The sequence below is a fragment of the Flavobacterium sp. C3NV genome (assembly GCF_046825355.2).
Classification (GTDB): Bacteria; Bacteroidota; Bacteroidia; order Flavobacteriales; family Flavobacteriaceae; genus Flavobacterium.
Map to the genome: position 1 here is coordinate 83359 of NZ_JBKQBJ020000003.1, position 18167 is coordinate 101525.

17 protein-coding genes are annotated in these 18167 nt (G+C 33.2%); 11 read left to right on the forward strand and 6 right to left on the reverse strand.

What is annotated here, in order from left to right; translation table 11 throughout:
• Positions 1 to 11: 11 nt before the first annotated feature.
• Positions 12 to 1361, reverse strand: a complete 1350-nt coding sequence (locus ACIDC4_RS05495) for a M20/M25/M40 family metallo-hydrolase (RefSeq protein WP_412042097.1) — start codon at positions 1359 to 1361, stop codon at positions 12 to 14.
• Between the two features lie 167 nt (positions 1362 to 1528).
• Here ACIDC4_RS05495 and ACIDC4_RS05500 point away from each other — a divergent pair, with 167 nt between their 5' ends.
• The 9 genes from ACIDC4_RS05500 (at position 1529) to ACIDC4_RS05540 (ending at position 11555) form a co-directional block, all read left to right on the forward strand.
• Positions 1529 to 2383, forward strand: a complete 855-nt coding sequence (locus ACIDC4_RS05500; protein WP_230038825.1) for a CvfB family protein — start codon at positions 1529 to 1531, stop codon at positions 2381 to 2383.
• Between the two features lie 408 nt (positions 2384 to 2791).
• Positions 2792 to 3565: a hypothetical protein gene (locus tag ACIDC4_RS05505; RefSeq protein ID WP_412042098.1), complete on the forward strand. Its 774-nt coding sequence runs from the start codon at positions 2792 to 2794 to the stop codon at positions 3563 to 3565.
• Positions 3566 to 4261: 696 nt separating this feature from the next.
• Complete coding sequence (locus ACIDC4_RS05510) at positions 4262 to 5095, forward strand: 1,4-dihydroxy-2-naphthoyl-CoA synthase (protein WP_035681238.1); 834 nt, start codon at positions 4262 to 4264, stop codon at positions 5093 to 5095.
• A gap of 93 nt (positions 5096 to 5188) precedes the next feature.
• Positions 5189 to 6151 carry a 1,4-dihydroxy-2-naphthoate octaprenyltransferase gene (menA, locus tag ACIDC4_RS05515; RefSeq protein WP_412042099.1) on the forward strand — a complete coding sequence of 321 codons (963 nt, stop codon included), beginning with the start codon at positions 5189 to 5191 and terminating at the stop codon, positions 6149 to 6151.
• Between the two features lie 30 nt (positions 6152 to 6181).
• Entirely contained in the window at positions 6182 to 6859 is a 678-nt protein-coding gene (locus ACIDC4_RS05520; protein ID WP_412042100.1) for a metal-dependent hydrolase, read from the forward strand.
• Positions 6860 to 7128: 269 nt separating this feature from the next.
• Positions 7129 to 7638 (forward strand): DUF2199 domain-containing protein, encoded by a 510-nt coding sequence (locus ACIDC4_RS05525; protein WP_412042101.1) that lies wholly within the window; start codon positions 7129 to 7131, stop codon positions 7636 to 7638.
• A 42-nt stretch (positions 7639 to 7680) separates the two neighbouring features.
• The gene (locus ACIDC4_RS05530) at positions 7681 to 9132 is read left to right on the forward strand and encodes a S41 family peptidase (RefSeq protein ID WP_412042102.1); all 1452 of its coding nucleotides are present in this window, start codon (positions 7681 to 7683) and stop codon (positions 9130 to 9132) included.
• A gap of 25 nt (positions 9133 to 9157) precedes the next feature.
• Positions 9158 to 10360 carry a tetratricopeptide repeat protein gene (locus ACIDC4_RS05535; protein ID WP_412042103.1) on the forward strand — a complete coding sequence of 401 codons (1203 nt, stop codon included), beginning with the start codon at positions 9158 to 9160 and terminating at the stop codon, positions 10358 to 10360.
• Positions 10361 to 10520: 160 nt separating this feature from the next.
• Complete coding sequence (locus ACIDC4_RS05540; RefSeq protein ID WP_412042104.1) at positions 10521 to 11555, forward strand: o-succinylbenzoate synthase; 1035 nt, start codon at positions 10521 to 10523, stop codon at positions 11553 to 11555.
• A 143-nt stretch (positions 11556 to 11698) separates the two neighbouring features.
• On the opposite strand, the gene ACIDC4_RS05545 is transcribed toward ACIDC4_RS05540, so the two are convergent.
• Positions 11699 to 12250: a hypothetical protein gene (locus ACIDC4_RS05545; protein ID WP_412042105.1), complete on the reverse strand. Its 552-nt coding sequence runs from the start codon at positions 12248 to 12250 to the stop codon at positions 11699 to 11701.
• A gap of 20 nt (positions 12251 to 12270) precedes the next feature.
• On the reverse strand, positions 12271 to 13182 hold the full coding sequence (locus ACIDC4_RS05550) for an OmpA family protein (protein ID WP_412042106.1): 912 nt from the start codon (positions 13180 to 13182) through the stop codon (positions 12271 to 12273).
• 199 nt (positions 13183 to 13381) lie between these two features.
• Between ACIDC4_RS05550 and ACIDC4_RS05555 the strand changes: the two genes are divergently transcribed.
• Positions 13382 to 13858: a CYTH domain-containing protein gene (locus ACIDC4_RS05555; RefSeq protein ID WP_412042107.1), complete on the forward strand. Its 477-nt coding sequence runs from the start codon at positions 13382 to 13384 to the stop codon at positions 13856 to 13858.
• Between the two features lie 4 nt (positions 13859 to 13862).
• Positions 13863 to 14831 (forward strand): YpdA family putative bacillithiol disulfide reductase, encoded by a 969-nt coding sequence (locus tag ACIDC4_RS05560; protein WP_412042108.1) that lies wholly within the window; start codon positions 13863 to 13865, stop codon positions 14829 to 14831.
• A gap of 87 nt (positions 14832 to 14918) precedes the next feature.
• Here ACIDC4_RS05560 and ACIDC4_RS05565 read toward each other — a convergent pair whose 3' ends face one another.
• From ACIDC4_RS05565 to ACIDC4_RS05575, 3 genes are all read right to left on the reverse strand, one after another.
• A complete protein-coding gene (locus ACIDC4_RS05565) occupies positions 14919 to 15518 on the reverse strand; it encodes a hypothetical protein (RefSeq protein ID WP_412042109.1) in 600 nt (199 codons plus the stop codon).
• A 15-nt stretch (positions 15519 to 15533) separates the two neighbouring features.
• Entirely contained in the window at positions 15534 to 16436 is a 903-nt protein-coding gene (locus ACIDC4_RS05570; RefSeq protein ID WP_412042110.1) for an OmpA family protein, read from the reverse strand.
• Positions 16437 to 16560: 124 nt separating this feature from the next.
• On the reverse strand, positions 16561 to 18129 hold the full coding sequence (locus tag ACIDC4_RS05575) for a protein adenylyltransferase SelO (RefSeq protein WP_412042111.1): 1569 nt from the start codon (positions 18127 to 18129) through the stop codon (positions 16561 to 16563).
• Positions 18130 to 18167: the final 38 nt, after the last annotated feature.

The following is an 18167-nucleotide window of genomic DNA, read 5'->3' on the forward strand; positions in this document are numbered from 1 at the left end:
CATTATTATTCTTAACGAATAGGAACCGGAAAAACTGGTAAACTGGCATGACCTAATTCATCTATAGTTTGTACTGCAAAAAAGTAATTATCTTTAGAATAGGGGATTTCTGCTTTTGTGTTTTTTACAAAAAAAGTTTTTTCCCAATGAGAAGAAGCTGTTTCTCTCATTAATATCTGATAACCGTATGGTGTTTTTCCTTCCGGAGCATTCCATGAGAAAGTAGATGAATTAGAAAGGTTTTTAACTTCGATACCCACATTGGTTGGTGCTTTTGGCGACCAGGCTAAATTGGCCAAAGTAGCTAAATTAGAGCAAGTGTTTTTTCTTAAATAATCAAAATCCATAAATTCGACAAGATCACCATATTTAATACCGTTTTCAGTTCTTAAATCCTGATGTTGGTGATCAAAATTCTCATTCATTTCGCAAAAACGAACTGCAGTAAATCCGTTTTGACTAAAGGGAGTATGATCGCCGCCACGTAAAAAACGATCGTTTCGATACACAAGTTTCACCGTTAATTGATCTACGTATTGTTCAGTAACCGTTTTTATATAACGCGCCAACAATCTCGACGGACTGTCATTATCGCGATTGGTAGCTTTTCGCATTTTTGCTTCATCTTCTGTTTCAAGAAACGGAATTGTTTCGCTAAAAACCCTGATTTGTGTATTGTCTCTTAAATTAGTTCCGCTTGATAAACTGTTACCAATCATATCATTATTTAGCATTGCCATAACATTCCAGTTGGATTCTTTTGCCTTTTCAGCAAGATAACGAGCACCAATAAGTCCTTGTTCTTCACCCACTACAGCCACAAAAATAATGGTTGCCGGAAAAGATCTTTTACTCATTACTTTAGCCAATTCCATTACAGCTGCAACTCCTGAGGCATCATCATTTGCACCAGGCGCATCAGATTTTATATTCATCACATCAGAAACTCTCGAATCCAGATGTCCGCTTATAATAAGTACACGATTGTCATTTGGGTCGGTTCCTTTTAAAGTTGCCATCACATTACCAAGCTGACTGTCTTTATTGATGCGTTTTCCATCTGCTTTTACAGTAAAATAATCAATTTCAGAAGTCAATCTTCCGTTCGATTCCAAAGCATATTTATCAAACTCAGATTTTACCCATTGCTGCGCGGCGCCAATTCCTTTGGTCTTACTTTTAGTATCACTTAGAGTATGTCGTGTGCCAAAAGAAACTAACTTTCGAACAGTAGCTTCAAGGTTTTCGGCTTTAATTTCGGTAATCATTTTTTTTATTTCCGGATCTTCAGCAACTTGAGAAAAGGTAATTTGTGTAAAAAACAGAAAAGTAAAAACAGAATAAAAAAGAGTCTTTTTCATTGATTTGGGATTAATTTAGATCCTCAAATTTAATTAAAAAAAAGAGAAACTTTAAAAAGATGTTTTACCGGATTTTTATCTAAAACATTTTTCGTTGTACCATTTTCAAACTTCGTACATTTGCACTTTAAAAACTTAGCTGCTTTTTAGCTTAGAATCTCAAGAATATGATTGAAATAGGAAAATACAATACCCTTACTATATTACGTGATACCAAAGTTGGTTTATTTTTAGGTAATCCTCAAGAAGATCCCGAAGGAATTCACGATATATTATTACCCAATAAATACGTTCCAAACGAATTTGAAATAGGCGAAGAGCTTATCGTGTTTGTTTATTTAGACCACGAACAACGCCCGGTTGCCACCACGCTTGAACCTTATATATTATTGAATGAATTTGCACTTTTAAGAGTAAATTACATCAATCAGGTAGGTGCTTTTATGGATTGGGGAATGGAAAAAGATATTCTTGTTCCGTTTAAAGAACAAGCCCGCCCAATGGAAAAAGGAAAACGTTACTTAGTTTACCTTTATATGGATGAAAAAACCAATCGTTTGGTCGCTTCAAGTAAATTGAACCAATTTTTAAGCAATGAAAACCTAACAGTTGAAAAAGGCGAAGAAGTTGATTTGATCGTTTCGCATATTACCGAGTTAGGAATAAACGTTATCATCAATGAGCAACATAAAGGATTGTTGTACAAAGATGAAGTTTACGATGACGCCATTAGAACCGGAGACAGAATGATAGGATTTATTAAAAACATTCGTCCTGATAATAAAATTGATGTCGCGCTGCAAGTACAAGGTTATCAAAGTATTGAACCAAATGCAGAAAAAATATTAGATGAATTAAGAGCCAATCGTGGTTTTTTACGTCTAAACGATGCTTCGCATCCTGAGGATATCAAAACAGTATTAAAAATGAGTAAAAAGACTTTCAAAAAAGCAATTGGAGCTTTATATAAAGACAAATTGATAGAAATAAAAGAAGACGGGATTTATCTTGTAAAAGAATAATTTCTTTTAAATTTCAAAATTTTTTAAATTCCAAATTCCAATATGAATCGTATATATTGGAATTTGGAATTTATTTTTTGGAATTTGCCCTAATCATAGCCAAAGGTTTCAACTAAGAGTGTAAGGAACTTTTGTGAAAGCCTAATTTAATTCCTATCTTCAAACATAGCCCGTGGTTTCAACCACGGAAACACAATACGAGGCCTGATAATATTGTACCCCGTGGTTGAAACCACGGGCAATGTTTGACAATTCTACAAGTAAAAAAATCTTTGTCAAAGTTTAAGAACAAGTTCTTTAAACTATTAATTTTCAATCTAGCGAATTTAAAATACCAATCCCAAGATTACCAGATTTCGGTTGGAATTTGGAATTTTTTTATTGAAATTTAAAAAATATTTAGAGTTTATGAAAAAAATGATCTTTTTAAGCCTTTCGTGCTTCGTTCTTTTTTCGTGTCAGAAAAACAAGCAAGATTTAAAACTTGAATTACTAACAAATGAGATTGTTTGTGTTGAAGATGTTTATATGGATGATTTCCGGGAAGTTTTTTATAAACCAAATGCAGAATATGACAGTCTTTCAAAAAACATTCTTTATTATAAAATAACCAATATTTCAGATAAAAAATATTTTATAATGCTCAACGAGGATAATCTGGGAACCGTAGAACGAGATCTTTATAGAGAAGCTTTAGGAAGAAAAGATTATGCTTATAATTCGATTGGCTTTAGCATGTATAAAAAAGATTCTATTTTAGATGGAAGTTCCACAAGGGCCGAAAATATGTGCGGCAACGGTTTCGAACTAATGAAAATTGAAGAATTAGATACTATAGTCTCTAAGTTTTTAAGAAAAAACCGAATTTTTAGGAAATACCAGCTAGAATATGTCAATGATATCGATGAATCATTACAAGGTTATTTTCTTCAGCCTGGAGAAACAAAATATTTTACTTCAGTAATTAATTTGCCTTATAGAAATAGTCAAATGTGGTTTTCAAATATTGACAAGAAGAAACCAAATTTAGGTTCACTTTCTTTAAAGAATGATTCTGTTTTTACGAATAAAAGATTAAGTCAGGATCGGAAAAAAGAGATAAAAGAAAACGGATATGTTTTATTTGACGGCATTATTTACTCTAATAAAGTTCCGGTAAAACTAATAAAGATTACAAATTAAAACAGGAAAGGCTGCTCATTACAAGCAGCCTTTCCCTTTTTATTCTAGTTTTAAAAAAAATTGTAATTAAAAAAAAACAGAAATAAAATAATTTGAATCCTTCAAGAAATAAAAGCTTCAAAAATTTTAGAAATTACTTCTTGAAACGGTATGTCTTTAAATAACTTATACATTCATATTAAAAGCGAAACGTCAATTTCACGGCTAATCCATTGGTTTGATAAAATAACGTATAGAAAGTTTTAGTTAGCATTTTTTCCTCTTTTCGTAATCAATTTTATACTAATTACTAAACAATTCTAGCATTTAACCTTAGGTGTTACTATCTCCTTTTCGAAGTTTCAATAAATGAGTAAATCATTTGCTCATTATTTAAGGGTTTACTATTTAAAACCGTAAAAAAATGAGCGACAAATTTTTTAAATTTTCTCAAAAAAATCATTTTTTAGGTTAATAAATCAGTGAAAGAAAATCAATCCCAAATCAATAAAATAAAATGTATCTCATTGATTTCTAGGGTGTAAAATTACTTATTATTTTTCGAAACTAATGTTAAAAAATGTTATTTTTTATACAAGACTATCAATTGTTAACATTGAAAGTAATTTTCGTACAGACTTAACGCAAATAGAGTAGGTAAAAATGTAAAAATGGTTTATTTTTACGCTATAATTATTAAAAATAAAACAAATAGAAATGGATTGGATAACTGCCAGAGAATTTGAAGATATAACTTATAAAAAATGTAACGGAGTTGCTAGAATCGCTTTTAACAGACCCAATGTTAGAAATGCTTTTCGTCCTAAAACAACTTCAGAATTATACCAGGCTTTTTACGACGCACAAGAAGATACTTCGATAGGAGTAGTTTTACTTTCTGCAGAAGGACCATCGACCAAAGATGGTGTATATTCTTTTTGCAGCGGAGGAGATCAAAACGCCCGCGGACATCAGGGTTACGTAGGCGAAGATGGTCAGCATCGTTTGAATATTCTTGAAGTTCAGCGTTTAATTCGCTTTATGCCAAAGGTAGTTATTGCAGTTGTTCCGGGTTGGGCAGTTGGTGGCGGACACAGTTTACACGTAGTTTGCGACATGACTCTGGCGAGTAAAGAACACGCTATTTTTAAACAAACAGATGCTGATGTAACTAGTTTCGACGGTGGTTACGGATCTGCTTACCTGGCTAAAATGGTAGGTCAGAAAAAAGCACGTGAAATTTTCTTTTTAGGAAGAAACTATTCAGCTCAGGAAGCGATGGATATGGGAATGGTAAATGCCGTAATCCCTCACGATGAATTAGAAGACACAGCGTACGAATGGGCTCAGGAAATACTTCAAAAATCTCCAACTTCTATCAAAATGCTAAAATTTGCCATGAACCTTACAGACGACGGAATGGTTGGTCAGCAAGTTTTTGCCGGCGAAGCCACTCGTTTAGCCTACATGACCGAAGAAGCGAAGGAAGGAAGAAATGCATTCTTAGAAAAAAGAAAACCAAACTTTGGCGAAAATAAATGGCTGCCATAAAAAGTAATTAGTTTCCAGTCTCAGTCACAGTCTGAAAACTGAAACTGTGACTGAAAACTTTTTCAAGAACTCTAAAATCTAAAATTAAAATAAATGAAACATTGGATTGAAGCCGCACGATTGCGCACATTGCCTTTATCAGTTTCCGGAATTATAGTTGGAAGTATCTACGCGCTTTCAAACCCAACCTCGACAATCGATACCCCAACAGAAGTATTCAGTTGGAAAATTTTTGGTTTTGCACTCTTAACGACATTAGGTTTACAGGTTTTATCCAATTTTGCAAATGATTACGGAGACGGTGTAAAAGGTACAGATAATGAAGACAGAGTAGGGCCAAAACGCGCTATTCAGAGTGGTATTATTACGCCTCAGGCCATGAAAAAAGCAATCATAATAACTTCGTTATTGACGTTATTATCTGCTATAACCTTGATTTATTTTGCTTTTGGCGAAACCAACTTTGTCTATTCGATCTTCTTCCTATTGCTTGGTGTTGCTGCTATTATTTCAGCAATTCGTTATACAGTGGGTAATTCTGCTTATGGGTATAAAGGATTTGGAGACGTATTTGTTTTTATTTTCTTTGGTTTGGTAAGTACTTTAGGCGTTAACTTTTTGTATTCAAAAGAAATCGATCCGCTTTTAATTCTTCCTGCAATCGCAATTGGTTTATTAAGCGTAGGAGTTTTAAACCTAAATAATATGCGTGACGAAGAATCTGATCGAAAATCAGGAAAAAATACCATCGTAGTTCAGATAGGAGGAAAACAAGCTAAAATTTATCATTTTACATTGATCATCACAGCAATGCTTTCTGTGGTTGTTTTTGCTATTTTAAGCAATTACAACTTCGATCAATATTTGTTTTTACTGGCTTATATACCTTTAACTAAACATTTAATTACTGTTTATAAAAACCAAAATCCTAAGTTGTTAGATCCTGAATTAAAAAAACTGGCACTTAGCACATTTTTACTTTCAATATTACTAACAGTATGTATGATATCATTGATTTCAGACATCATTGTGAACCTTTTCTTAGGCGGAAGATAAAACAAAGTTCAACTTTAAAATTTAAACAAAATGAAAATCACATATTACGGACACGCTTCATTAGGTATTGAAGTTGGCGGAAAACACATTCTTGTTGATCCTTTTATCACCGGAAATCCAAAAGCCGCGGGTATAGATATCAACACATTACAAGCAGATTATATCTTGCTAACGCACGCACATGGCGATCACGTTCTTGACGTCGAAGCGATTGCAAAGCGCACCAATGCTACGATCGTTTCAAATGCAGAAATCACAAGTTATTACGCTCAAAGAGAGTTTAAAGCGCATCCAATGAATCATGGCGGAAGCTGGCAATTCGATTTCGGAAAAGTAAGATACGTAAACGCAATACACTCAAGTTCTTTTCCTGACGGAAGTTACGGCGGAAATCCCGGAGGTTTTGTAATCGAAAGCGAGCACAAAAACATCTACATTGCCGGAGATACAGCGCTTACATACGATATGAAACTGATTCCGTTACGTACAAAATTAGATTTGGCCATTCTTCCCATCGGAAACAATTTTACAATGGATGTTGAAGACGCCATTATTGCTTCAGATTTTATCGAATGCGACAAAATCCTTGGTTACCATTTTGATACTTTTGGTTATATCGAAATCAATCATGAAGAATCTATTCGTAAATTTTTCGATAAAGGAAAAGATTTAATGCTTCTCGAAATCGGAGAATCAATCGAATTATAATTCATAGAAAACTAATTTGTAGCTTTTTAAAGTTTATCCGATCTCAAATTTTCAAGTTGAGATTTGGAATGTAAATTTTGAGATTTTTAAAATTTATCCCGTCCCTAAGTTCGGCATCGAATTTGGAATTTGGGATTTAAAATATTGGAATTTATTAAGGAGCTATTTCCCGCTTTCGGCTATATCTTTTTTGAGAAGATGAAAAATCTTCTCAAAAAAGGATACCGCCTCTATCGGGGCTAAGGCTTCAGTTTTCATAAGAAATTTAAATGAACGACACTATTAAATATATTTGCAATTGTTGCGGCAAAGAGCACGAAAGCTGGCCGGCAATAACTTATAATGCACCCAATAGTTATAGTAATCTTTCGTCAAAGGAAAAAGAAGAAATCGCAGTTATCGATCAGGATTTTTGCGTGATTAAATATGCTGACGATCATATTGATCGATTCATTAGAGTAGTATTTATTCAAAAAGTAAATGACCATTGCGAAAATCTTGAATATGGTTTCTGGGTTTCATTAAGCGAAACAAGTTTCAAGGATTATCTCGAAAACTTTGACAACGAAAACCATGAAACACAATATTTTGGATGGCTTTCCAATTATATTCCTCAATATGAATTTTCAAATAGTATTCCAACAACCGTTGTCACTAAAAGCGGAAACGACAGACCGGAAATTTTCCCTCACAATGATTTCGACCACCCTTTTGTAAAAGATTTTTATAACGGAATAACAAAAGAAGAAGCTGAGAAGAGGATTCGCGAAATATTATAACAATCATCATCAAAATCATATCGAACAAATCAAACTTTAAAAATGAATTTTAAAAAACTTGCTGTTTTACTTCTTCTTATCGTTTCATCGAGCACATTTGCCCAAAAATGTTCTTGTCAGGACAATTTTACCTGGTTAAGGAAAACTTTTGAAGAAAATGATGCTGGTTTTCAATTTGTAATTGATAAAAAAGGATTAAAAGAGTATCAAAATCATAACGACATTTTTTCAAAAAAAATCAAAAAGGTAAAAGACCTTAACACTTGTAAGGAAATACTTTTTGATTGGATGTTATTCTTTCGACCGGAGCATTTATCATTGGCTATAAATCAGGATTTTGTCAATAAATCGCTTTCTCAGACCAAAACAACATCTGAAAAAGAATGGGAAAAACTAGAAATAAGTGAGGATCAGTTAAAAAATAGTATATCAAATATTTCACAACCAGGCTTTGAAGGCATTTGGACAACAGGTCCTTATACAATTGGAGTTGCAAAAAGAAACAATGAATACATTGGTTACATTTTAGATGTAAAAAATAGTAATTGGAAGCAATACCAGATTAAATTCAAAATAAAAGAAAACCCCGATAAAACACATAGTGCAATATTCTTTTTAGGAGATTATTCTAGTAAAAATTTCACTGATGTTGAACTTATCGGTAATAATTTTTTAAAGATTGGCTTTGTCTCATTGCAAAGAAAATTTCCTGTAAATCCGGAGAAAAATTCGGAAATAACCGATTATATTGAATCATTAACGGCTGAAAATCCATTTATTAAGGAAATATCAGGTAAAACTATTTTATTGCGAATCCCTTCATTTGATTATTCAAACAAAAAAGCCATTGATAGCGTACTCGGAGCAAACAAAGCATTAATCCTGTCAAAAGAAAATCTAATCATCGACTTAAGAAATAATGGCGGCGGATCTGATGCCAGTTTTCAGGAAATAATTCCATATTTATATACAAATCCAATCAGAACTGTTGGTACAGAATATTTATCTACAGTCCTGAACAATAAAAGAATGCAAGAATTTATCACAGATCCCGATTGGTCTGCCGAAGAGAAAGAATGGGCAAGAAAAGGGTTAGAGAAATTAAACTCTAATATAGGTAAATTTGTTAGTTTAGAAAATGCAAAAGTTCAGGAACGTAAGCAAGATATCATTTATAGTAACCCAAAAAATATCGGAATCATTATAAACGAAAATAACGCAAGTACTACCGAAGAGTTTTTGCTACAAGCAAAGCAAAGTAAGAAAGTAAAACTTTTTGGAACAACTACAGAAGGTGTTTTGGACATTTCGAATATGTATTTTGTTGATTCTCCCTGCAAAGATTTGAAGTTAGGCTATTCATTATCAAAAAGTTTCAGAATTCCGGGCATGCAAATTGATGGTAAAGGAATTCAGCCCGATTATTACCTTGACAAAAGTATTCCTGAATATAATTGGGTTAGATTTACAGAAAAAATATTAAACGCGAATTAAATAAATGATTTTAAAAAATCGTAACATGAATTTAAAGAAAATAGTTTTATTCATTTTAATAACAGTTTCCTATAACACATTCGCTCAAAAAGATGGCTATTGGGATAAGGAACGCGCTACTACAAAAGAAATCATAGTTTCAGCACGAGACCGAATTGTGTTAAAAACAGAAGATTTACCTGTTGGAACAACAGAAATCGTTTATAGAATTACATTATTAGACGAAAATCAGGAAATGACCAATAGTTTGGTTTCGGTACTAAAATCTATTCCCGATCCAACCGGAATATCTCAGGGATCCGCCGGAGCCGTTTTTTTAATGTCTAAAATTTCTGGTGACGATACTTGTTCTTACGCACTTTTTACTTCAAACGAAAATGCAAAAAAATACATTTCTGATGGTAAAACAGATAAAGCCTGTTACGCTCAGGAAGAACCGTTAAGCAAAGATGCCAAACGATTATCGCTTGATAAATCTTCTTGTTTGGGACAAAATATAAGTACACTCTGGTTTGGTTTCCACAGTAAAAACTGGCTTTTAAACCAAAAAATTGTATTAGAAGTTGTGCCATGGGTCGATTCAAAACTAAATCGTGGTTGGAATCAGGACAATAAAAACGAAATTATCAGTCTTTGTAAAACTTCGACAATGGCACAAAAAATGGCCAATTCGGATGATTTTTGCGTTTGTATCCTCGAAAAAATAATGAAACAATATCGTTATACTGAGTTTCAGAAATTATTGCCAATCGAGAAAAACAAAGTGTATAAAGACTTTGGAAACACTTGTTATAAAGATGCCGATATTTCTAAAAACGTTTATAGCGATTTAAGAACACAAGCTTCGACTTTGATAAACCTACAAAAGTACAACGAAGCGATTCAAAAACTGAATACCATTATTAATGACGGAAAAGCAACTGCAATTGATTATGGTTCTATTGGTTATTGCTACATTTTGACCAAACAATATGCAAAAGCGATTAAATTCCTGAAAGAAGGTGAAAAATTAGACGATACAGAGTTATTGGTAAAATTAAATCTGGCTCACGTTTATCTGGTAAGCGACGATTACAGCGAAGCAAAAGCTATTTATAAAAAATACCAGAGTCAAAACGTTACAGACAGTTTAAGCTGGAAAGAAAAAACCAAGCAGGATTTTACAGTTTTCGAAAAAGCAGGATTACCATCAAAAGACTTTGAAAGAGTTTTGAAATTATACAATTAAAAAATATTTTTACCATATAAGTTATATAAGTTCATTTAATTATAGCATCTAAAGTAAAGCCTATTTTGTTTTTTTTATAATTGTAATTATAATAGAATTTTAAAATTTTGCCATTACATTTAAATGAACTTATATAACTTATATGGTTTAAAACGTTACCATGAAAGCAACTTACCAAAAATACATGTTAGAGTTTAAACGTCCTTCCGGAACTTCCAGAGGCGTTATGACCGAAAAAGAAACCTGGTTTATTATCCTTGAAGAAAACGGTAAGAAAGGAATAGGCGAGTGCGGAATTTTACGTGGCTTGAGTGCCGACGACAGTGACGATTACGAAGAAAAACTAAACTGGGCTTGCCAGAATATTCATTTAGGAGAAACTGCTTTATGGGAAGCTTTATTAGAATTTCCGTCGATACAATTCGGGATCGAAATGGCTTTTTTATCTCTTAAAAGCGAAAATCCATATGTTTTATTTCCTTCGGATTTTACCAATAACTCTAAATCAATTGCCATAAATGGATTGGTTTGGATGGGAGAAGCTTCGTACATGAAACAACAAATCGAAGAGAAATTAGCCGATGGTTTCAATTGCATAAAACTCAAAATTGGCGCTATCGATTTTGAGAAAGAGTTAGAATTACTACACTTTATCCGAAGCCATTTTTCGGCGGAGCAAATAGAAATTCGCGTTGATGCGAATGGCGCTTTTGCTTTGAATGAAGCTTTAGATAAACTGCATCAATTAAATCAATTTCAGCTTCATAGCATAGAACAGCCCATTAAAAAAGGAAATACTAAAGCAATGGCAGATTTGTGTGAGACAACTCCGTTTCCTATCGCATTAGACGAGGAACTAATTGGTGTTTTTTCATTACCAGAAAAAGAAAAATTACTACAAGAAATAAAGCCTCAATACATAATCTTGAAACCAAGTTTTATTGGCGGATTCAGAGGAACCAAAGAATGGATTGATTTAGCCCATAAATACAATATTGGTTGGTGGATTACATCAGCATTAGAAAGTAATATTGGACTTAATGCCATTTCGCAATGGACCTTTATTCAAAACTCAAAAATGCCTCAGGGTTTAGGAACCGGCGCACTTTACACCAATAATATCGATTGTCCGCTGGAAGTTTCGCAAGGACAATTGTGGTACAATACAGCTAAAAAATGGGAATCATTTTTTTAGAAGGTTCAAAGGTTTAAAAACAGGAAGTAGAGTAAAGAGTAAAGAGTAAAGAGTAAGAAGTATAAAAATAAAAAGGTACAGAGTAGAAAAGCCTTTGAACCTTTGCAACTCTGTACCTTTGAACCTTTTTCTAAACTTAAAAATTACTCTTTCCCTCCAAGTAATCCTTGTTGCCAGTCTTTTAGTTCCTGCCATTTTCCCTGATAGGCCAATGAAGCCTGTTTTGCCCAGGTACTCGGATTGTGAATGGCGTAATTTTCGCCACCGGCATCCAGAATAGATTGTAATTTTTCAGTTGAAGTTTCTGAGAGTTCTTGCCAGGTTGTTATTCCTGCCGCATTAAACAATGCTTCAATTTTTGGTCCGATTCCCTCTACGATTTTCAAATCATTTTCTTTTATTTTTTTACCGTAAAGTGTAGCTGCTAATGAAGCATCAAATAAAAATGCAGGAGCAGCAGTAGAACTAAATGATTGTGCAGATGAAGATATAGTTGCTTTTGATGCTAAATCGGCTTCTAATGAAGAAATTTTAGCATTCAGATTTCTGGTATTTGCTTTACAGGCATCCAAATCAGCTTGTAATGACAATGCAAGAGAATCGTCTCCTTTTGAATTCATTTTTCCTAGTAAGTAACCCAAGATTCCACAGATTAATCCCACTAGCACCGGTATTAAGATACAAGGTATATTCATAATAGTATATTTTTGATTAATTATTTGATTGTAATTACAGTTCTTCTGTTGTTTGCTTTTCCTTCTGCAGTTGTATTTTCTCCAATAGGCTCATCAGGACCTTTTGAGTCCGTCGTAATACGGCTGCCGTCGATACCTTTTTGAGATAAATAATTTTTAGAAAATTCAGCACGTTTTTGCCCCAGTACAACATTAGAATCACGGTTTCCAACATTATCGCTATGTCCAACAGCCAGAATAACCGCATCTTTAACATGCTCCATATATTTTACCAAATCAGCCACTTTTTGCTTTTCAGCATCAGATAATTGGTTACTGGATCGATTGGTGCTAAAATGTAGAATTAGCGGATCACCATTGATTTTATCTTTCAAAATTACCCATTCGTCAGTAACAGCAGGAGCTGCTTCAGGAGTTTCAAATTTATATTCGGCAGGTCCTAAAAGCGTGTCCTTGCTTGTTTTCCACTTGTCTACTATTTCTCCCTTTGTATCAAACTGAGAAGCTGATAATCCTTTCGAAACAAAATACTTTTTGATATCATTTGCCCTTGCAAGACCAAGATTTTCAAAAGTGGTAGAGTTTGTTTCATCAGAAGTAGCATAACCCGTTATGGTTATTTTTTGCTTTGGATTTGCAATCAAAAATGTTTTAAGATTTTCAATTCCAATTGCTACAGAATCACTAACAGGCAAGATCACTGCAAAACTGTTTTTAAGGAACTTGATATTATCATTACTCTGATAATCAATTCCTGAACCATTTAGAATAAAAGGGACAAATACTGTCTCCTCAGCCACAACTACCGATACTTTTTCAGGATCTGCCGTTGGTGTTTTAATAGTACAATTGCAACAAAAATTCACATACAAAAAAGTACCCAAAATGATTGTTATTGCAATGCCTAATACATAAAGTGCTTTTTTAGACATAAGTGATGAAATTAAGATTCACTCAAATTTAACAAAAAAATAGATACATAATGCATTAATAATCGGTTATTTTCACGTTATGTGTCTAATTTTGAATAGGTTATAAAAATCCATTAAACATTCATATTGATTTAAAACTCAACTTTAAGACTGAATTAAATTGAGTAACTTGCATAAAAATTAAATTGAGACAATAAAAATGGTCGAAATAGAAAGAAAGTTTCTTGTAAAATCAGATGATTTTAAAGAACAGGCTTTTACGCAGAATAACATCGCTCAGGGATATTTGAGTTCAATTCCTGAACGAACTGTTCGTGTTAGAATAAAAGGAAATAAAGGCTTTATTACGATAAAAGGAATTGGTCAACACGGAGGAATGTCTCGTTTTGAGTGGGAAAATGAAATTCCGATTGATGAAGCGCAAGAGTTACTAAAATTATGCGAAAAAGGTAAAATAGAGAAAACCCGATTTGAAGTACAATCCGGAAAGCACATTTTTGAAATAGATGAATTTTACGGAGAAAATGAAGGTTTAGTAATGGCCGAAATCGAGTTAGAATCTGAAACAGAATCATTTGAAAAGCCGGACTGGCTAGGAGAAGAAGTGACAAATGATAAAAGATACTACAACGCTTATTTGAGTAAAAATCCTTTTAAAAGCTGGGAAAAGCAATAAAGTTATGACAGAACAATATGATTTGATCATCGTTGGAGGCGGCCCAATAGGACTTGCTTGTGCGATCGAAGCTCAAAAGAAACAATTACGTTATTTAATTATTGAGAAAGGAGCGATTGTAAATAGTATTTTCAATTATCCGTTGTACATGACTTTTTTCTCAACGGCAGAAAGACTTGAAATTGGCGATATTCCGTTCAATTGTCTGGCTCCAAAACCTGGCCGTCAGGAAGCTTTAGAATATTATCGAAATATTCATCGTTATTTTAATTTTTCAATTCATTTGTTTGAAAGAGTTACTCAGGTTCTGAAATTAGAAAATAAATCTTTTAAGATTACAACCGATAAATCTTTGTATGAAGCTAAAAACGTAGTAATTGCAACTGGTTTTTATGACATTCCGATTGAAATGAACGTAAAAGGCGAAGAATTACCTAAAGTGCGTCATTATTATAAAGAAGCGCACGAATATGCTTTTAGAAATATTCTGGTAGTTGGCGCCAATAATTCCTCTGTTGATGCTGCTTTAGAATGTTGGAGAAAAGGAGCAAATGTCACGATGGTGATTCGTAAAAACGAAATTAATAACCGGGTAAAATATTGGGTAAAACCTGATATCGAAAACCGAATTGCCGAAGGAAGTATCAAAGCATATTTTGAATCGAATATTACTGAAATAAAAGAAAATGAAGTAGAAATAGAAACTCCAAACGGAAAAGTTACGATAGAAAACGATTTTGTTCTGGCATTAACAGGCTACAAACCAGATTTAACTTTTCTTGAAAAAATGGGAATTCAATTATCTGATGATGAATTAAAAACTCCAAACTATAATCCGGAAACAATGGAAACCAATGTCGAAGGTTTATTCTTAGCCGGTGTAGTTTGTGGCGGAATGCAAACGCACAAATGGTTTATAGAAAACTCACGCATTCATGCCAATATGATTGTGGATTATATTACTTCGAAGTAAAAATCATCAGAAGTAAAAAACATTAATTTATATTATAATCTAGAAGAAAAAAGCTGGTTTAAAAAACCAGCTTTTACTTTTTAATCTTTATTCTTTTCCTCCATCAAGAACATCTTGCCAGTCTTTTAGTTCCTGCCATTTGCCCTGATGAGCAAATTCTGCTTGTCGTGCCCAGGTTCCAGGATTATGCATAGTAAAACTTTCTCCTCCTGCATCTAAAATCGATTGTGATTTTTCAATAGAAGTTTGAGATAATTTTAACCAAGTATTAATTCCGGCATTATGATACAATTCTTCAATCTTAGGACCAATTCCTTCGATGATTTTCAAATCATTTTCTTTTATTTTTTTCTCAAAAACGGACGCTGCTAATTCACTATTAAAATAAACTATACGATCTGTGTTTGAAGCGAATGATTTGATATCATCAGTAGATTTTTTTGATAGTTCTGAAATTTTAGTATTTAATTTAAGGCCGTTTGCTCTGCAGAAATCCAGATCATTTTCTAAAGAAGAAATTTTAGCTTTTAATTGTTGTGTATTCGATCTGCAATTGTCCAAATCTGATTGCAAGTTTAGGTATTGAGAATTATCTCCGTCTTTAGAATTCATTTTTCCAATTAAGTAACCTAAAATTCCACAGATTAACCCTACCAGTGCAGGGATTAAGATACAAGGTATATTCATAATATTTATAATTAATTATTTTATTGTAATTACTGTTCGTCTATTTTTTGCTTTTCCTTCAGCCGTTTGGTTTTCAGCAACCGGTTCATCAGGTCCTTTTGACTGTGTTTCGATACGAGAAGCAGATATTCCATTTTTTACTAAATAGTTTTTTGCAAAATCAGCTCTTTTCTTTGCTAATAATATGTTGGTTTCACGCTTACCACTACTGTCCGAATGACCAACAATAAGGACACTTGCCTGTGGAGTTCTCATTATATATTTAGCAATATCACTTATTTTTTGATGTTCTTCTTTGCTTAAATTTTCGTTTGATTTATTAGTATTAAAATACAAAACAAGTGGATTTGCGTTTAACTCATCTTTAATTGTACTTACATCAGCATTATCGCTAGAAATAAGTTCATTAAAGGCGAATTTTACAGGTCCGGAAAGTGTGTCATTCATCATTTGCCATGAAGTAACAATTTCTCCTTTTATATCAAATTGCTCTTTTGGCAATCCTTTGGATATAAAAAAAGTTCTAACATCATTTGCTCGGGATAAACCAAGATTATCAAATTTAGTTGTGTTTTTCTCTTCAGAAGTTGCGTATCCTGTAATCGTAATGATTTGTTTAGGATTGGCAATCAAAAGAGTTTTTAATTGTTCTACACCAACGAGGACGGAGTCGGAAACTGGTGTAATCAGGGTAGAATTATTCGAAATGAAGTTGAAGTTATCATTACATTGATAATTCATTCCGGAACCGTTAAGAAGGAAAGGATTTCGATCTTGTTCTCCGGTTTTAACAGCTATTGCAGTATCGTCGGCTGTTTTTGAGGTCATACAGCAATTGCAGCAAAAGTGGAGATACAAAAGCGTCCCTACAAAAATTGTTGCTGCAATGCCTAGTAAATAAAATAATTTCTTGGACATATTAATATAGTTTAAAATTCTTACAAAAATAAGTTTTAAACTGTATTAATAGTATTAAAAAAAGGTATTTCTTAATAAAAGTTGCTATTAAGAAATTTATTTATTTTGATAATTCTAAATAATTTTAAGAACTACAAGAAAGCATAGAACAACCTACTTTAGATCGTGCCCAATCGGGTCTTTTGGCGAACCATTTCTCGTATTCCGGCTGTTCGTCATATGGTTTTTGTAATAACTGATACAATTCGTCAATCAAAGAATAATCTCCCTGATCTGCGGCATCAATTGCCAATTGCGACATATAATTTCGAAGCACATATTTAGGATTTATCGCGTTCATTTTTTCTGAACGATTTTCATCTGATACTTCTTCGGTATTTAATCTTTCAATATAAACCGCAAACCATTTTGTCCAGGCTTCTAAGATTCCTCCTGAAATTTCTTCAGGCTTGTAGAAAGCGTCTTTTATTTTTTCAATTGCTTTTTCCGGAGAATCTGATTTTAAAATTTGACTTAGATTTCTAAAAAAGATGGTCATATCAGTTTCAGATAATTGTAAAACAGTTTCTAAAGCAGTAATGAATTTGCTATCAGTTTCAGTTGAAGTAAATATTCCTAATTTACTTAAAAACATTGTTTTATATTCTGAATCATACTCATTAATAAACGATTCTAATATTTTTTCTAAAGGTTCCGCTTCATTAATTAATGGATACAGCGCATTTGCCAATTGGTATAAATTCCATTGTGCAATTTGCGGCTGATTGCCAAAACGATATCTCCTATTTTGACTGTCGGTTGTGTTGGGTGTCCAGTTTGGATCGTAATTTTCTAACCAGCCATACGGACCATAATCGATCGTGATTCCGTGAATCGACATATTATCAGTATTCATCACGCCGTGTACAAAACCTACACGCTGCCAATGTAAAATCATTTCACGGGTTTTATCTGCAACTGTTTGAAAGAATTGTAGATATTGCTCTTTTGGTTCTCCTTTAATTTCAGGAAAATAATGTTTGATATTATATTCAACAAATTGTTTTAAGTTCTTGAGTTCGTTTCGCGCTGTCAGCATTTCGAAACTTCCAAAACGAATAAATGATGGCGCTACACGACAAACAATTGCTCCTTTTTCGTAAGCTGGATTTCCATTGTATAAGATATCTCTTAAAACTTCATCTCCGGATAACATCAGCGAAAGCGATCGGGTAGTGGGAACACCTAAATGATACATTGCTTCGGCACACAAATATTCTCTGACAGAAGAACGCAAAACAGCCAAACCGTCTGCAGTTCTTGAGTACGGAGTTTTTCCAGCTCCTTTTAATTGAAGTGTAAAAAACTCATTATTATGTTCTACTTCGGTTAAGTTGATAGCACGGCCATCACCTAATTGTCCAGCCCAATTCCCGAACTGATGTCCCGCGTAACACATAGCATAAGGGCGGGTTTCAGCAAGAACTTCTTTTCCTGAAAAGGCATTCAAAAAGGCTTCAGATTGAATTTCGTCTTCAGTAATACCTACCAATTCAGCTACTTCTTTTGATGCGTGAATAAGTTTAGGATTCGAAGGTTTTGTAGGATTTACATAAGAGAAAACAGCATTAGAAACCTGACGAATTTCATTTGTTTCGCTAGGATCTGCAGGTAGTTCAGCAGTAAATCGATTATTTATTTTTAAATTTTTCATTTGAGTTTTTATTTTTAGCCACAGATTACATAGATTAA

What these genes read in the sequence shown, in the direction of transcription:
- ACIDC4_RS05530 (WP_412042102.1), top strand. Translation starts at nt 7,681, where the DNA reads ATGAATTTTAAAAAACTTGCTGTTTTACTTCTTCTTATCGTTTCATCG.
- ACIDC4_RS05565 (WP_412042109.1), bottom strand. Translation starts at nt 15,518, where the DNA reads ATGAATATACCTTGTATCTTAATCCCTGCACTGGTAGGGTTAATCTGT.
- ACIDC4_RS05535 (WP_412042103.1), top strand. Translation starts at nt 9,158, where the DNA reads ATGAATTTAAAGAAAATAGTTTTATTCATTTTAATAACAGTTTCCTAT.
- ACIDC4_RS05500 (WP_230038825.1), top strand. Translation starts at nt 1,529, where the DNA reads ATGATTGAAATAGGAAAATACAATACCCTTACTATATTACGTGATACC.
- ACIDC4_RS05570 (WP_412042110.1), bottom strand. Translation starts at nt 16,436, where the DNA reads ATGTCCAAGAAATTATTTTATTTACTAGGCATTGCAGCAACAATTTTT.
- ACIDC4_RS05550 (WP_412042106.1), bottom strand. Translation starts at nt 13,182, where the DNA reads ATGTCTAAAAAAGCACTTTATGTATTAGGCATTGCAATAACAATCATT.
- ACIDC4_RS05540 (WP_412042104.1), top strand. Translation starts at nt 10,521, where the DNA reads ATGAAAGCAACTTACCAAAAATACATGTTAGAGTTTAAACGTCCTTCC.
- ACIDC4_RS05555 (WP_412042107.1), top strand. Translation starts at nt 13,382, where the DNA reads ATGGTCGAAATAGAAAGAAAGTTTCTTGTAAAATCAGATGATTTTAAA.
- ACIDC4_RS05575 (WP_412042111.1), bottom strand. Translation starts at nt 18,129, where the DNA reads ATGAAAAATTTAAAAATAAATAATCGATTTACTGCTGAACTACCTGCA.
- ACIDC4_RS05495 (WP_412042097.1), bottom strand. Translation starts at nt 1,361, where the DNA reads ATGAAAAAGACTCTTTTTTATTCTGTTTTTACTTTTCTGTTTTTTACA.
- ACIDC4_RS05520 (WP_412042100.1), top strand. Translation starts at nt 6,182, where the DNA reads ATGAAAATCACATATTACGGACACGCTTCATTAGGTATTGAAGTTGGC.
- ACIDC4_RS05510 (WP_035681238.1), top strand. Translation starts at nt 4,262, where the DNA reads ATGGATTGGATAACTGCCAGAGAATTTGAAGATATAACTTATAAAAAA.
- ACIDC4_RS05545 (WP_412042105.1), bottom strand. Translation starts at nt 12,250, where the DNA reads ATGAATATACCTTGTATCTTAATACCGGTGCTAGTGGGATTAATCTGT.
- menA (WP_412042099.1), top strand. Translation starts at nt 5,189, where the DNA reads ATGAAACATTGGATTGAAGCCGCACGATTGCGCACATTGCCTTTATCA.
- ACIDC4_RS05560 (WP_412042108.1), top strand. Translation starts at nt 13,863, where the DNA reads ATGACAGAACAATATGATTTGATCATCGTTGGAGGCGGCCCAATAGGA.
- ACIDC4_RS05505 (WP_412042098.1), top strand. Translation starts at nt 2,792, where the DNA reads ATGAAAAAAATGATCTTTTTAAGCCTTTCGTGCTTCGTTCTTTTTTCG.
- ACIDC4_RS05525 (WP_412042101.1), top strand. Translation starts at nt 7,129, where the DNA reads ATGAACGACACTATTAAATATATTTGCAATTGTTGCGGCAAAGAGCAC.